The organism is Streptomyces sp. NPDC050211 (assembly GCF_040656035.1).
Taxonomy (GTDB): domain Bacteria; phylum Actinomycetota; class Actinomycetes; order Streptomycetales; family Streptomycetaceae; genus Streptomyces.
Genome location: NZ_JBFALC010000011.1, coordinates 1 through 14866 on the forward strand (window position 1 = coordinate 1; position 14866 = coordinate 14866).

Consider the following 14866-nt stretch of genomic DNA (forward strand, 5'->3'; position numbering starts at 1 on the left):
CGGCACGGCGGCGCGACCGCCGCTGCGGCCGGAACCCGGCGTGGACTTGGCCGGCGGGCGTCCGTTGCGGCGTGCCTCGATCAGGCTCACCGCCCGCTCGGGCAGCCACGCCGACGCCGTACCGCTGTCGTCGGAGCCGGAGCCGAAGAGGTGGGGGGCCAGCTGGGCCTGGAGGTCGGCCGGGTTGGGGCGGCCGGTGGCCTCCATCTGCATACAGGACTCGATCAGGGGGCGCAGCTCCTCCGGGAGGCCCTCCAGGTCCGGGCCCTCGCGCAGCAGCATGAAGACGGTCTCGACCGGGTTGGCGCCGTGGAAGGGGGCGTGGCCGGTGGCGGCGAAGACGAGCATCGAGCCGAGCGAGAAGACGTCGCTCGCGCCGGTCACGCTCCGCGAGTCCTTGGCCTGCTCCGGCGACATGTAGGCGGGCGTCCCCACGGCGACGTTGGTCATCGTCAGTCGTGTGTTGGAGACGCCGGAGGCGATACCGAAGTCGATGACGCGGGGACCGTCCTCGACCACGAGGACGTTCGACGGCTTGAGGTCACGGTGGACCAGACCGGCGCCGTGGATGGACTGCAGCGCCTCCGCCACACCCGCCGCGAGCCAGCGGACCGCCTGGGCCGGGAGGGGCCCGCACTCGTTCACTATTTCCTCGAGCGAGGGCGCGGGCACATACGCGGTGGCCAGCCAGGGCACGGCCGCTCGCGGGTCCGCGTCGACCACGGCCGCCGTATAGAAACCGGAGACCGCCCGTGCCGCCTCGACCTCACGCGTGAAGCGGACCCGGAAGAGCTGGTCCTCGGCCAGCTCCGTCCGGACCGTCTTGATCGCCACGCGCCGGCCCGAAGCCGAGCGCGCCAGATAGACCAGCCCCATGCCGCCGGCACCCAGCCGTCCCAGCACCTCGAACGGCCCGATCCGCCGCGGATCGTGCTGCGTCAGCTGATCCACCACTTGCCTGCCACCTCCCCGTACGAGCCGCGTCATTCCACATATGTACGCGACCCCGTGCAGCGTCTCACCACCGCACCGCCTTGGCGGCACGCACCCTGATTCTTCCTGTCCCGGGCACTGGTTGCGAACCCGGGGGCGGATCGGGGTGTCTTGGGACAAAAACACAGTGCCCTGGGACAGAAACACAGGTTCCGCTCCGCGCAAAGGCCCCTTTCGCATGCTGGACGCGGCATCTCAGCAAGGGATCAGCGTTGCAGCAGAGCGAAGGAAGCCCCCTGATTGTCCGTGACAACGGCCACCCTGCCGTATGACGCGTCGAAAGGGGGTGCCTGTACCCGTCCGCCGAGCCGCAGCACCGTTTCGAGTACGGCGTCGCAGTCGTCGGCACCGAAATGGACGAGGAGGTGGGGCGGCATCTCGGGCGGGAAGACGTCGGAGACGGGCGCGCGGCCGAAGTCGGGCTCGGCGTCCGGCCCGAACAGGGCGTCGGTGAACAGACCGCCGTAGAAGTTGTTCGCCCCCTCTGTGTCCCGCGTGTACAGCTCGGTCCAGGCGAAGGTGCCGGGCTCGTGCCGCCTGCCGAAGCCGCGGTGCGAGCCCGCCTGCCAGAGGCCGAAGACGGCGCCCTCCGGGTCGGCGACCAGGGCGGCCCTGCCCAGGTCGCCGACCGGCAGGGGCGCGGTGACGATCTGGCCGCCGGCCATCTGGACCCGCACGGCCAGCGCCTCCGCGTCCGGCGTCGCGAAGTACACCGTCCACACGGTGGGCATACGGCCGTCCGCCTTGCGCGCGAGCGCGGCGACGGGGGCGCCGTCGCGAAGGGCCCATACGGAGCCGCCGAGCGCCGCCGGCTGATCTTCGAAGGTCCACCCGAAAAGTTCTCCGTAGAACCGCTTGCCCGCCGCCACGTCGGGCAGCTGGGCCTCCACCCAGCACGCGACGCCCTCGCCGTATGCCTCTTCGCCCGCGGATGCCCTGTTTTCGGCCATGCCGTCAACGTAACGGGCCCGCACGCACCGCGCAGACCAGGCACACCACCCGCTCCACCCCCGTGCACCCCATTTGCAGTCGGCCGAATCGCGCTCCGATCACCCCTCGGTAAGCTGACGGCATGACAGGACAAGTGCGTACCGTCGACGGCCGCGTGGCCGGCCGGCGTGGGCAGGCGACCCGGCAGAAGCTGCTCGACTGCCTCAGCGAGATGCTCAGCTCCTCCCCGTACCGGGACGTCAAAGTCATCGATGTCGCCCGGAAAGCGGGCACTTCGCCCGCGACCTTCTATCAGTACTTCCCGGACGTCGAAGGCGCCGTCCTGGAGATCGCCGAGCAAATGGCCGCCGAGGGCGGCCAGTTGACCGAGCTGCTCGAGGGCCGGTCATGGGTCGGCAAGGCCGGCTGGCAGACCGCGCAGGAACTCGTGGACGGTTTCCTGGAGTTCTGGCGCAGGAACGACGCGATCCTGCGCGTCGTCGACCTCGGTGCCGCCGAGGGAGACAAACGGTTCTACAAGCTCCGCATGAAGATCCTCAACTCGGTGAACAACTCCCTGGTGGACGCGATCGCCGAACTCCAGTCCAAGGGCAGGGTGGACAAGGACGTGAACCCTGCCGCGGTCGCCGGTTCACTGGTCGCGATGCTCGCGGCCGTCGCCTCGCACCAGAAGGGCTTCCAGACATGGGGCGTCAAACAGGCTGAACTCAAGCCGAATCTGGCGCTGTTGGTGCACCTGGGTGTGACAGGGAAGAAGCCGACGAAGTAGCACGCTCGCTCTCTTCCTTCTCTTCCTTCCCAGGTTCCGAGTCCTGTCTGACGGGGGGCGCACACGCCGGGGGGGCCGCCGCCTGTCGCGCTATCCAGGGAGCGGCCGGTCCTTGACGACGTGCTTCATCACCAGCGTGGACGTCAGCCGCTGCACCCCCGGCAGCGTCGCCAGCCGCTCGTCGTACAGCCGCTGGAAGGCCGCCAGGTCGGCCGTGGCGACCCGCAGCAGATAGTCGGGCTCACCGAACAGCCGCTGCGCCTCCAGTACGTGCTCCACCTCGCTCAGCGCCCGCTCGAACTCGGCGACCGTGTCCCGGTCCTCCTGCCGCATCGACACAAAGACCAGCGCCTCGAAGGTCAGCCCGACCGCCGCCGGATCGACGACGGCCCGGTACCCCTGGATCGCCCCGGACCGCTCCAGCTCCCGCAGCCGCCGGTGACACGGCGAGACACTCAGCCGCACCCGCCCGGCCAGCTCGGTCACGGTCAGCCGCCCATCCTGCTGCAGCTCGGCAAGAATCTTCCGGTCCACGTCATCCATGAGGCAGATTTTCCCTCACATCCCGCGATCATGGGCAAAGTTAAGGAACACTTTCGGCCCATTCCCGCCTAATGTCCCCACCATGGACTCCGGAACGCTGATTTCTTTCCTCGCCGTCGACCTGCTGCTGGTCTGCGTACCGGGCGCCGACTGGGCGTATGTGATCTCGGCGGGCCTGCGTGGCCGCTCCCCCCTCCCGGCGGTGGCCGGCCTGGTCGCCGGCTACGCCCTGCACACGGTCCTCGCGGCGGCCGGTCTTGCGGTGCTCGTGGCCGGGTCGCCGGGCCTGCTGACCGCACTGACGGTGGCGGGAGCGGCGTACCTGGTGTGGCTGGGGTGGGGAGTGCTGCGGAATCCGGGGGTGCCGGGGGCGGACCATGCGGTCGAGACGAGCCGCGGCCGCGTCTTTCTGCGCGGCGCCACGATCAGCGGGCTGAACCCGAAGGGGCTGCTGCTGTATCTGTCGGTGCTGCCGCAGTTCCTGGTGACGGGGGCCGGGCAGCTGCCGGTACCGGTGCAGACGGCCACGCTCGGCGTCCTGCACATGGCGTGCTGCGCGGCGGTCTATCTGACGGTAGGCCTCCTGGCACGCGCGGTCCTCGGCGCCCGCCCGGCCGCAGCCCGCGCGGTCACCCGCACGTCGGGTGCGGCGATGCTGGGAATCGGCGCGTTTCTGCTGGTGCAGCGGTTGGGGACGCTTTAGCGATCATGGCCGTACGCATCGCCGTACGCATCACCGTCGTACGATCCTGAACACCCGGATCTCCCGCTCCACCCGCGCCTGATAGGCCGCATACGGCGGCCAGAACTCCAGCGCCGCCTTCCAGGCCGCCGCCCGCTCCTCCCCCTCCAGCAGCCGGGCCCGGACCGGAATGTCCCGTCCTTTCCAGCTGACCTCGGCGTCGGGACGGGCGAGGAGGTTGTGGGTCCAGGCGGGATGGCCTGGACGCCCGAAGTTGGAGCCGATGAGGATCCAGCTGCGCCCGTCCTCCTCCGGCATACAGGCGAGCGGCGTACGGCGGGCGGCCCCGCTCTTCGCCCCCGTCGAGGTCAGGATCACCCCCGGCAGCAGCTGCGCGCTCAGCAGCACCTTGCCGCGGGTGAGCCGGTGGACGGCGCGGTCCAGCGCGGGGATCACATGCGGGGCGACCTTGGCGAAGCCCGGCGTGGACGACACCTTCTGCACGAACCGCACCCCGACATCCCTGACGCCCATCAGACGCTCACCTCCCCGCCCGCGAAGAGCCGCGCCGCATCGGCGGCATGCGCCCGCAGCCGATGCACGGGCCCGAAGAGCAACTCGTCCCCCGCAGCCCGCTTGAAATACAGGTGAGCCTCATGCTCCCAGGTGAAACCGATGCCGCCGTGCATCTGTATCCCTTCGGCGGCAGCTCCCCGCAACGCCTCCAAGGCCTGCGCGAGCGCGAGCCCGCCCACCCTGAGCGGCTCCGACGAATTCGGCAGCGGTTCAGCAGCGCCCCGAAGGGGCGCGGGGCTGTGTACATATGCGGCTCCGCCGCGGGGCGCGACCAGCCCCAACGGTCCCGCGGACTGCTCCCCACCGGCGGTAGCCCACGCCGCGAAGTACGCAGCCGAGCGAGCGGCCTGTATCTGGACATACACATCGGCCAACCGGTGCTTCACCGCCTGGAACGACCCGATCGCCCGCCCGAACTGCTCCCGCTGCCCCACGTACTCCACGGTCCGCTCCAGCGCCCGGTCGGCGGCCCCGACGGCCTCGCAGGCAAGCACGGCGGCGGTGTGATCGCCGACCCGGGCGAGGGTCCCCAGGACATCGCCGCCCTCGTCCCCCAACAACTCCGCGTCGACGTCCCGCAGTTGAAGGCGGGCCTGCGGACGGGTCGCGTCGAGTGCGGTCAGGCGGGTGCGGACGAGCCGTGCCGAATCCGCGGGCACGAGGAACAGCAGCGTGCGCGAGCGGGCGAACCCCCCGGCGTGGGCGGCGACGATCAGCAGTTGCGCGCTGTGCCCGTCGAGGACCTGGTCGACCTGCCCGTACAACCGCCAGCCCCCGTCCTCCGTACGCCGCGCTTGGACGCCCCCCGCGCGCCCTCCTCCGGCCCAGTCGCCGCCATTGCTGCCGCCGTTGTCGCCGTTGTCGCCGGTCAGCCCGAGCGCCGTGGCGAGCGCGGCGCCGGGCACGCCGAGGGCCGCGGTGAGCGAGCCCGCGGCGAGGCGCGGCAGCAGCTCCGCGCGCTGGGCGTCGGTGCCGAGGGTGAGCAGCAGGGGCGCGCTGAGGACGGTGGTCGCGAGCAGCGGTGAGGGGGCGAGGGCCCGGCCCGTCTCCTCTGCCGCGAGGGCGAGTTCGGTGACCGAGCAGCCCACACCGCCGTAGGTCTCGGGAAGGGCGAGCCCGGGCAGGCCGAGTTGCTCGGCGAGGGCGGTCCAGAGGGCGGGATCGTGGCCGGCCGGCTGATCGACGGCGGCGCGCAGCTCTTCCGGTCCGCACCGCTTGTGGAGCAGTTCGCGCAGGGTGCGGCGGATCTCGTCCTGCTCGGTGGTGAAGCTGGCGTCCATGGCTCTTCCCTCCCGATCTGACGGGCCGTCATATTAGGAGCCCACGAACGATATGCCCAGGGGCAGGAGGCCTCTCATGATTCCCGGGAGCCGGAAAGTCGCCGTGGTCGGCGTCGCCCTCTCCGACTGCGGCCGCGTGGACGACACCACCCCGTACGCCCTGCACGCCCAGGCCGCCCGCCGTGCCCTGGCCGACGCGGGCCTCGACAAGTCCGTGATCGACGGCTTCGCGTCGGCGGGCCTCGGCACGCTGGCCCCGGCGGAGGTGGCCGAATACCTGGGCCTGCGTCCCACCTGGGTCGACTCGACCTCGGTGGGCGGCTCCACCTGGGAGGTGATGGCCGCCCACGCGACCGACGCGATAGCGGCCGGGCACGCGAACGCCGTCCTGCTCGTCTACGGCTCCACCGCCCGCGCCGACATCAAGGCGGGCCGCCGGACCGGCAACCTGTCCTTCGGGGCGCGCGGCCCGCTCCAGTTCGAGGTCCCGTACGGCCATACCCTCATCGCCAAGTACGCCATGGCCGCCCGCCGCCATATGCACGAACACGGCACGACCATCGAGCAGTTGGCGGAGGTGGCGGTGCAGGCGCGGGCGAACGCCGCCCTGAACCCGGAGGCGATGTTCCGGGAGCCGATCACCGTCGACGACGTCCTCGACGGCCCGATGATCGCCGACCCCTTCACCAAGCTGCACTGCTGCATACGGTCCGACGGCGGAGCGGCGGTGCTGCTGGTGGCGGAGGAGTACGTACGGGACTGCCGTACGGCGCCGGTGTGGGTGCTCGGCACCGGGGAGTACGTCTCGCACACGACGATGTCCGAGTGGCCGGACTTCACCGTCTCCCCGGCGGCGGTGAGCGGACGGCTCGCCTTCGAGCGGGCGGGCGTACGGCCGGAGGAGATCGACTTCGCGGAGATCTACGACGCGTTCACCTACATGACGTTGGTGACGCTGGAGGATCTGGGGTTCTGCGGGAAGGGCGAGGGCGGGGCGTTCGTCGAGAAGGGCCGGCTGAAAGTCGTAGGCGGGGAATTGCCCGTGAACACCGACGGGGGCGGGCTGTCGGCTCAGCACCCGGGGATGCGGGGGCTGTTCCTGCTGGTGGAGGCGGTGAGGCAGCTGCGAGGGGAGGTGGGCGAGGCGCGGCAAGTACTCAAGCCCGATGGGCGGTTGCCGCGCCTCGCGGTGGCGTCCGGGACGGGCGGGTGGTTCTGCTCGTCGGGGACGGTCGTACTGGGGCGTTGACCGCGTGGCTAGAGGAACGCGCGCCAGTCGGCGTGCAGGCGGTCGCCGAGCCGGATGGTGATGTACTCGTTGTTGTCCGCCTTGCCCGCCGTGCGGCCGGTGGAGAAGGGGAAGTTGTTGTCGTTCAGGACGGCGAGGGTGCGGTCGTCGAGCAGGACGACGTCCTCGATCGTCTGGAACGGGAAGGTGAACGTCTCGCCGAAGCCGCCGAGCTTCTTCGGGTTGGCGATGTTCATCAGGTCGGCGACGAGGGTCTTGTCCATGACGCCGTCGCCGTCGCGGTCCCGCGTGTCGGCGAGGTAGATCCGCTTGAACTTGGCGGTGTCGCCCTGTCCGCCGTCCCGCTCGATGACCAGGAAGCGGTGCTTGTCGACGGCGATGGCGTCGCCGATGGCGTGGGAGGCGGACTCCAGGCGGTAGGTGAAGTGCTTGCCGGTGTACTTGCCCGCCTTCAGGTCGAAGTCGTTGAAGCGCAGGTCGCCGGGGGTGTCACCGGTCACCGTGCCTTCGAGCAGCGGGTAGAGGTGCCGTCCGTCGACGGAACGGGCCATGCCCTCGAAGCCCTTGCTGCTGCCGAGGTTGGGCGTGCCGCCGTTCAGGAACGGGTTCTCGGGCGCCTGCACGCCCTTCAGGGAGATCGGCGCCTCCAGCAGCTTGCCGGTGCGCGAGAAGTGCAGCAGGAACGGGCCGAATTCATCGCCCATCCAGTACGTCCCGTCGTACGCCCGCACGATCGACTCGACGTCGAAATCGGCGCCGGTGAGGGTGCGGTCGGCGCGGGTGAGCGCGAACGGCACCTTGTGGTACGGGTCGGTCAGGTTGAACCCGCCGAGCACCTTGACCTTCCCGGTGCGTGTGTCCGGCTTGACGCGGTGGACGCGGAGCAGGAAGTCGGCGCTGTTGGCCTTGTTGCCGTAGCCGTTGTCCGACAGCACGTCGTAGGTGCCGTCGTGCCGGTTCACGATGCCGCTGAAGCCCTGCACCGGCTGCCCCGCGAACGGCGCCGCGATCCCGTTGAACGGGCCCGGCCCTATCGCGGCCCCGGACGGCTCGCTGCCCGGAACGTACGTCTCCGCAGGCAGTGACGCCCATCCGGTGAGCGTGGCCTGGCCGAAGTCGTCGGTCTTCGCACCGGTCTCCTCGCCGGCCAGGGCGGCGGGCGCCGTGAGGCCGACGGTCAGCGCGACGGCGCTGAGCATGATCGAGATTCTTCTCATGGCGGGCACAGTAGGGACACGGGGTGACGAACGGCCCAACGGCAGGCGACGGCCGGCCGGTGGGGGAACAGGTACCCGTCGGCGGACGTTGTGAACAAAGGAGCATCACAGAAGGACCACAGGAAGACCGCCGAACGATCCGAACGACTCGAGTCGCTGGAGGGATCCCGACATGGCCCTGACCCGCGAGGAGCGCGAGCAGTTCCTGGCCGAGCCGCACATCGCCGCGCTGGCGGTGGACGCCGAGGAGGGACGCGCACCGCTCAGCGTCCCGATCTGGTACCAGGTCGAGCCCGACGGCACGGTCTGGATCATGACCGGGCTGGACTCCCGCAAACACCAGCTGATCAGCAAGGCCGGCAGGTTTTCCCTGATGGTGGACCGGCTGGAACCCACGATCCGCTATGTGTCGGTGGAGGGCCCGGTCCTCGACACCACACCCGCCACCATCGAGAAACTCCGCGACCTCTCGGCCCGCTACCTCCCCGCCGAGAAGGTCGACGGCTATGTCGACTCCGCCTGGAAGAACCACGGCGAACAGGTGATCATCCGGATGCGCCCCGAACGGTGGGTGTCGTCCGACCTCGGCAACGTGTAGCGGCCACCGAGGCCCCCTGTGCGCGGGACAATCGGAGCATGGACTCCGAGTTTGTACGTCTGCTGCGGTCGGCCCGCGTCTGGGAGGCGGGAGTCACCGAACTCCGCCCCTTCGACCCGGCCACCGCACCCGCCTCCCCTCTCCCGCTCTTCACCACCTGGTTCGGGGAGGCGGTGACGGCAGGCCAGCCGGAGCCGCACACCATGTCGCTGGCGACCTCGGACGAGGCGGGCCTGCCGGACGTACGGACGGTCATGCTGCACGGAGCCGACGAGGACGGCTGGTCCTTCGCCACGCACGACCACAGCGCAAAGGGCCGCCACCTCGCGGCCCGCCCGTACGCGGCCCTCGGCTTCTACTGGCCGGCCCTCGGCCGCCAGATCCGCATCCGCGGCCCCGTCACCACCGCCCCCTCCCAGGAAGCCCAGTCCGACCTCCACGCCCGCTCCACCGGCGCCCTCGCCGCCGCCCTCACCGGCCACCAGAGCGAAGTCCTCGGCTCCTTGGAGGAGTTGGCGACGGAATCAGCAGCGGCCTGGGAACGCGCCGAGCGCAACCCGGACACACCGGTCCCGTCCTGGACGCTGTACCACCTCCAGCCGGACACGGTGGAGTTCTTCCAGGGGGACGCGGAGCGACGGCATGTGCGGCTGAACTACCGGCGGGCGGAGAGGGGTTGGACCAAGGAGCTTCTGTGGCCTTGAACGGACCGGGCCAGCGCCCTACACACCGAGAACCCGGAACACCGGCACCCCCTCCCGAAACCCCACCTCCAGCTCCATCCCCACCCGCAGCGCCCCGCCCCCCACGACCTCCGTCATCATCCGGGGCCCCTCCGCGAGGTCGACGACCGCGGCGACGTACGGGGTGCGCTCTCCGAAGGGTGGCAGGTCGTTGCGGTGGACGACGGACCAGGTGTAGAGGGTGGCGCGGCCGGTCGCGGGTTCCCAGGTGACGTCCTCGCTCCAGCAGTGCGGGCAGAACTCGCGGGGGTAGTGATGGGCCCGGCCGCACGCCCCGCAGCGGCGGATCAGCAGACGGCCCTCCGCGGCCGCGTCCCAGTACGTCTTCGTGAACGCGTCGATCTCCGGGACGTCCATGTGCGCTCCCCGTGACGGATAACGGATAGAGATCTGACGGTACGTCAGTTCAGCAGTGGCCGGCGCGGTCACGCAAGAGGCTGCCGGCTATCGACTGTCGGCGACCTGTCGAACCGGCCCGAATCTGTGAGCCCGCCTTGAGTTCGATGAGGAAATCCGCAGAAGAGCCGCAGATTGTTGACGATTTTGTCGACCCCAAACTACGTTCGCGCCAGCAAGGACGGACGGGCGGCCACGAGCCGCCCCGCCACCCGCAGCGAACTCGGGAGAGCACGTCGACCAGTCCATCTCGAAGGAGCTGCAGTCGCAGTTCGCCGAGTACCAGGCGTCCCTCAAGCTGCGCGGCCTGAACCGCTACGGCACCCTCACCGCCCGCAACTACGACGACTACCTGCTCACCACCTACCTCCAGCCGTCGGCCACCACCTACCTGGCCGCCCTCTCGGAGTCCGACCGCGCGACCTACCTGGCCGCGAACCCCTTCATCACCTGGGACGGCAAGAAGGCCACCTTCACCTGGGCCGACTTCCTCAGCCACGTCGGCGCCCGCAAGAAGGCCGTCCCCGCCTTCGACGCCTTCGACCTGTCCACCCCTGAGACCAACCTGTTCGGCAAGGACACCACCAAGGCCCGTCACTTCACGGCGTACGGCGCCAAGAACGACACCACCGGGCTCAGCAGCAAGCGCGTCGCCGGCGACATCCCCGAAGTGCTCGACCTGATGAACCCGATGTACCACCTCGGCGCCAAGAACCCGGCCCGCTCGAAGCACTGGTGGATCCGCCTCGGCACCGAGGACTCCGACACCTCGCTGACTGTCTCCGCCAATATCGCCGCCGCCGCGGCCAACCTCGGCGACGACGTCAACCACCTGTACTACTGGGACGAGGGACACGGCGCCAACACCGACCCCGGCGACTTCATCACCTGGATAGCCAAGGTCACCGGCTACAAGAACCAGGGCAAGAACCGGGCCAAGAAGTAACACCGGGAGGTCCGGCCCGTCCGGCCCTCCCCCACGAACGCGGCGTCGCTTCCCGTCATAAGAACGCGCGCCGCCAACCGCGACGTCGAGCCCTCCTCGCAACCCGGGCTCGGCGTCGCGGCGCATTTACCCGCCCGTGTCTACAGGCCCGTGAAAGTCCCCACAATCAGTCGCCCTACGCCACCGGTCCCACTCACTCCTCCTACATGCGTGATCAATCCGCAACCAATTCCGGTCTTGACCGAGACCCATCAATCAGACACGTGATTACGCTCGCGCTCATGGCCGACTCCACAGCGTCCGCATCTCCCGCGAAGCAAGCGGCGCAGAGCCCCGCGAACCCCGCGGCGCACAGCCCCGCAGACCGCCCGGTGTACATCATCGGCGCCGGTCCCGGCGGACTCGCCGCCGCGTACGCCCTCCGCGCTCGCGGCATACGCGCCGTCGTCCTGGAGAAGTCCGACCGGGTGGGCGCGTCCTGGCGGCGCCACTACGACCGGCTGCACCTGCACACCACCCGTCGCCTCTCGGGCCTGCCCGGTCTGCCCATGCCGCGTCGCTTCGGGCGCTGGGTGTCCCGCGACAACGTGGTCCGGTACCTGGAGAAGTACGCCGAGCACCACGAGCTGGAGATCGTCACCAGCGTCGAGGTCTCCCGCGTCGACCGCGCGCCCGAGGGCTCCGGCTGGCTGCTGCACGCGACCGGCGGCCGCGAACTCACCGGCGCCGCGGTCATCGTCGCCACCGGCTACAACCACACACCCCACCTCCCAGTCTGGCCCGGCCGCGACTCCTACACCGGGGACCTCCTCCACGCCGCCGACTACCGCAACGCCGAGCCCTACGCCGGCCGTGACGTCCTCGTCGTCGGCGTCGGCAACACCGGCGCCGAGATCGCCGTAGACCTCGTCGAGGGCGGCGCCTCCCGCGTACGGCTGTCCGTCCGCACCGCCCCGCACATCGTGCGCCGCTCGACCGCGGGCTGGGCCGCCCAGTACACCGGCGTACTGTGCCGGCGCCTCCCGGTCGGCCTCGTCGACCGGCTCGCCCGTCCGCTGGCCAAGGTCAGCGTGCCGGACCTCTCGGAACACGGCCTGCCCCGCCCCGACACCGGCCTCTACAGCCGGGTCAACGAGGGGTCGATCCCGGTGCAGGACGTCGGCCTCATCGACGCCGTACGCAAGGGCGCCGTCGAGGTGGTGGCCGCCGTCGACGGCTTCGAGGACGGCAAGGTCGTCCTCGCCGACGGCGACCGCATCGGCCCGGACGCCGTGATCGCCGCCACCGGCTACGCCCGAGCACTCGACGGTCTCATCGGCCACCTCGACGTCCTCGACACCCGCGGCAAACCGCTCGTCCACGGCGCCCGCACCCCCCAGCACGCCCCCGGCCTGTACTTCACCGGCTTCACCAACCCCATCAGCGGCATGCTCCGCGAACTGGCCCTCGACGCCGAGAAGATCGCAAAGGCCATCGCGAAGAACGGGGCGGGTTCGGTGTCCCGGCTGCCGGTCTGACGCCGGGGACGCACTTGTGGCGGGCGGGCCGCCGCAGGCGATGACAGTCACCCCCGCAGGACCGCCCCGGTTCAACGACTTCCTGACGAAGCGTCAGTTCAGTAATCTGACACTGCGTCAGTTAGTTGCTGTCACACAGGAGCGGGGCGACCGATGCTTGGATCAACCCACGGCACCCTTACCACCGACTCCCGCCGGGGCCGGGTCGTCGCGTGCGGCGAGCAGCCCGCCCCCGCCGTCCACGGCCGCCCGGCCGACGTGGACGACTACGACGTCAGCGGGCGTCCGCTGTACGCGGGCGTCCCCGATCTGGACCGGTTCTTCCGGCCCGAGTCCGTCGCCGTGATCGGCGCGTCGGACGGGGAGGGCCGGCCCAACACCGGCGTCACCCGGCAGCTGTTGTCCTGGGCCGAGCGGGTCGGGGCCCGGCTGTATCCGGTGCATCCCACGCGGGACTCCGTCTTCGGCATCTCCTGCTTTCCTTCCGTCCGCGACCTGCCCGAGCAGGTCGATCTCGCCGTACTACTGGTCGCCGATCCCATCCCCGTGATCGAGGAACTGGGCGAGGCCAAGGTGAAGTTCGCCGTCGTCTTCGCCTCCGGGTTCGCGGAGACGGGGGACGAGGGCGCCGTCGTGCAGGGGCAGTTGACGGCCGCCGTGGAGCAAGCCGGTGTGCGGCTGCTCGGGCCGAACACCAACCTGAACGCCTTCGAGCAGTTCCGGGACGACCTGGACGGTCCCTCCATCACCCTCATCACCCAGTCCGGGCATCAGGGCCGCCCCGTCTTCGCCCTCCAGGAACTCGGCATCCGGCTCTCCCACTGGGCGCCCACCGGCAACGAGGCCGATCTGGAGACCGCCGACTTCATCTCCTACTTCGCCGAGCAGCCCGAAGTCGGTGCCATCGCCTGCTATATCGAGGGGCTGAAGGACGGCCGCTCCTTTCTGCTCGCCGCCGACCGGGCCGCCCGGCGCGGGGTGCCGGTCGTCGCGGTCAAGGTGGGCCGCACCGAGACCGGCGCCCGCACGGCCGCCTCACACACCGGCAAGCTGACCGGCGCGGACGAGGTGGTGGACGCCGCGATGCGGCAGTACGGGGTGATCCGGGTCGACGGGCTCGACGAACTCCAGGACACCGCCGCCCTGTTGGCCCGCGCCCGGCCGCCCCGCGCCGATGGAGTCGTCGTCTATTCGATCTCGGGCGGCACGGGCGCGCACGTGGCCGACCTGGCGAGCGAGGCGGGCCTGCGGCTGCCGGAGCTGTCGGAGGCCCGGCAGGCCGAGCTGCACCAGTGGATACCGGAGTACCTCAGCGTGGCCAACCCGGTCGACAACGGCGGGCATCCGGTCGGCGACTGGCGCGGACGGAAGATCATCGACGCGATCCTGGACGACCCGGAGGTCGGCGTGCTGATCTGCCCGGTCACCGGGCCCTTCCCGCCGCTCAGCGACCGGCTCGTGCAGGACCTGGTGGACGCGGCCGAGCGGACCGACAAGCTGGTGTGCGTGGTGTGGGGGTCGCCGGTCGGCACCGAGCCGGCGTACCGCGACGTACTGCTCGGCTCCTCGCGCGTGGCCACCTTCCGCACGGTCACCAACTGTCTCACCGCGGTCCGCGCCCACCTCGACCACCACCGGTTCGTTACCGGCTACCGCTCCCCCTTCGACGAGGCACCGCGCACGCCTTCGCCCTCCTTCCGCAAGGCGCAGGCCCTGATGCGCCCAGGACAGCAACTGAGCGAACACGCGGCGAAACAGCTGCTGCGCGCCTACGGAATCCGGGTCCCGCGCGAGCAGTTGGTGACCAGCGCGGCGGCGGCCGTGCGCGCGGCGGGCCTCGTCGGCTACCCAGTGGTGATGAAGGCGTCCGGCGCGCAGATCGCCCACAAGACAGAGCTGGGTCTCGTGAAGATCGGACTGACCTCGGCCAGCCAAGTCCGGGACGCCTACCGCGAGCTGATCGACATCGCCCGCTACGAGGACGTCTCGCTGGACGGCGTGCTGGTGTGCCAGATGGTCGAGCGGGGCGTCGAGATGGTCGTCGGCGTCACCCACGACGAACTCTTCGGACCGACCGTGACCGTCGGGCTCGGCGGTGTCCTCGTCGAGGTGCTGCGGGACGCCGCCGTACGCGTGCCGCCCTTCGGTGAGGAGCAGGCGCGGGACATGCTCGGTGAACTGCGCGGTCGGGCCCTGCTGGACGGGGTCCGGGGGCGCCCCCCGTCCGACCTCGACGCGCTCGTCGAAGTCGTCCTGCGGGTGCAGCGCATGGCACTGGAACTCGGGGGCGACCTCGCGGAGCTGGACATCAACCCGCTGATGGTGCTGCCGAGGGGGCAGGGAGCGGTGGCGCTGGACGCGTTGGCGGTGTGTCGCTGAGATGAACCCGCCCAATGAACTGAGCCC

15 protein-coding genes are annotated in these 14866 nt (G+C 70.5%); 8 read left to right on the forward strand and 7 right to left on the reverse strand.

The features are described 5' to 3' along the window. Both AB0I98_RS13900 and AB0I98_RS13905 read right to left on the reverse strand, forming a co-directional pair. On the reverse strand, window positions 1–954 hold a 954-nt coding region (locus AB0I98_RS13900), incomplete at its 3' end, for a serine/threonine-protein kinase (RefSeq protein WP_362940145.1). Window positions 955–1199: 245 nt separating this feature from the next. Further along, window positions 1200–1943, reverse strand: a complete 744-nt coding sequence (locus AB0I98_RS13905; RefSeq protein WP_362940148.1) for a VOC family protein — start codon at window positions 1941–1943, stop codon at window positions 1200–1202. Between the two features lie 134 nt (window positions 1944–2077). Between AB0I98_RS13905 and AB0I98_RS13910 the strand changes: the two genes are divergently transcribed. Then, window positions 2078–2713, forward strand: a complete 636-nt coding sequence (locus tag AB0I98_RS13910) for a TetR family transcriptional regulator (protein ID WP_362940720.1) — start codon at window positions 2078–2080, stop codon at window positions 2711–2713. A gap of 90 nt (window positions 2714–2803) precedes the next feature. Here AB0I98_RS13910 and AB0I98_RS13915 read toward each other — a convergent pair whose 3' ends face one another. Continuing rightward, window positions 2804–3256, reverse strand: a complete 453-nt coding sequence (locus AB0I98_RS13915) for an Lrp/AsnC family transcriptional regulator (protein WP_362940151.1) — start codon at window positions 3254–3256, stop codon at window positions 2804–2806. Window positions 3257–3338: 82 nt separating this feature from the next. On the opposite strand from AB0I98_RS13915, the gene AB0I98_RS13920 reads away from it, so the two are divergent. After that, window positions 3339–3959, forward strand: a complete 621-nt coding sequence (locus AB0I98_RS13920) for a LysE family translocator (protein WP_362940154.1) — start codon at window positions 3339–3341, stop codon at window positions 3957–3959. Window positions 3960–3989: 30 nt separating this feature from the next. On the opposite strand, the gene AB0I98_RS13925 is transcribed toward AB0I98_RS13920, so the two are convergent. Beyond that, entirely contained in the window at window positions 3990–4472 is a 483-nt protein-coding gene (locus tag AB0I98_RS13925) for a nitroreductase/quinone reductase family protein (RefSeq protein ID WP_362940156.1), read from the reverse strand. After that, complete coding sequence (locus AB0I98_RS13930) at window positions 4472–5794, reverse strand: acyl-CoA dehydrogenase family protein (protein WP_362940159.1); 1323 nt, start codon at window positions 5792–5794, stop codon at window positions 4472–4474. Before AB0I98_RS13930 ends, AB0I98_RS13925 begins: the two co-directional genes overlap by 1 nt. A gap of 76 nt (window positions 5795–5870) precedes the next feature. Here AB0I98_RS13930 and AB0I98_RS13935 point away from each other — a divergent pair, with 76 nt between their 5' ends. Further along, the gene (locus tag AB0I98_RS13935) at window positions 5871–7043 is read left to right on the forward strand and encodes an acetyl-CoA acetyltransferase (protein WP_362940162.1); all 1173 of its coding nucleotides are present in this window, start codon (window positions 5871–5873) and stop codon (window positions 7041–7043) included. An 8-nt stretch (window positions 7044–7051) separates the two neighbouring features. Here AB0I98_RS13935 and AB0I98_RS13940 read toward each other — a convergent pair whose 3' ends face one another. Continuing rightward, window positions 7052–8260: an esterase-like activity of phytase family protein gene (locus AB0I98_RS13940; protein WP_362940165.1), complete on the reverse strand. Its 1209-nt coding sequence runs from the start codon at window positions 8258–8260 to the stop codon at window positions 7052–7054. Window positions 8261–8432: 172 nt separating this feature from the next. Between AB0I98_RS13940 and AB0I98_RS13945 the strand changes: the two genes are divergently transcribed. Together AB0I98_RS13945 and AB0I98_RS13950 are read left to right on the forward strand one after the other, a co-directional pair. Further along, window positions 8433–8858, forward strand: a complete 426-nt coding sequence (locus AB0I98_RS13945; protein WP_362940168.1) for a pyridoxamine 5'-phosphate oxidase family protein — start codon at window positions 8433–8435, stop codon at window positions 8856–8858. A gap of 38 nt (window positions 8859–8896) precedes the next feature. Beyond that, window positions 8897–9562, forward strand: a complete 666-nt coding sequence (locus AB0I98_RS13950; RefSeq protein ID WP_362940171.1) for a pyridoxal 5'-phosphate synthase — start codon at window positions 8897–8899, stop codon at window positions 9560–9562. Between the two features lie 18 nt (window positions 9563–9580). Here the strand turns inward: AB0I98_RS13950 and AB0I98_RS13955 are convergent, their stop codons facing one another. Further along, the gene (locus AB0I98_RS13955) at window positions 9581–9958 is read right to left on the reverse strand and encodes an OB-fold domain-containing protein (protein ID WP_362940174.1); all 378 of its coding nucleotides are present in this window, start codon (window positions 9956–9958) and stop codon (window positions 9581–9583) included. Window positions 9959–10667: 709 nt separating this feature from the next. On the opposite strand from AB0I98_RS13955, the gene AB0I98_RS13960 reads away from it, so the two are divergent. The 3 genes from AB0I98_RS13960 (at window position 10668) to AB0I98_RS13970 (ending at window position 14839) form a co-directional block, all read left to right on the forward strand. Then, window positions 10668–10943 carry a hypothetical protein gene (locus tag AB0I98_RS13960; RefSeq protein WP_362940177.1) on the forward strand — a complete coding sequence of 92 codons (276 nt, stop codon included), beginning with the start codon at window positions 10668–10670 and terminating at the stop codon, window positions 10941–10943. Window positions 10944–11224: 281 nt separating this feature from the next. Further along, a complete protein-coding gene (locus AB0I98_RS13965; protein ID WP_362940180.1) occupies window positions 11225–12460 on the forward strand; it encodes an NAD(P)/FAD-dependent oxidoreductase in 1236 nt (411 codons plus the stop codon). Window positions 12461–12613: 153 nt separating this feature from the next. Beyond that, entirely contained in the window at window positions 12614–14839 is a 2226-nt protein-coding gene (locus tag AB0I98_RS13970; RefSeq protein WP_362940183.1) for an acetate--CoA ligase family protein, read from the forward strand. Window positions 14840–14866 lie beyond the last annotated feature (27 nt).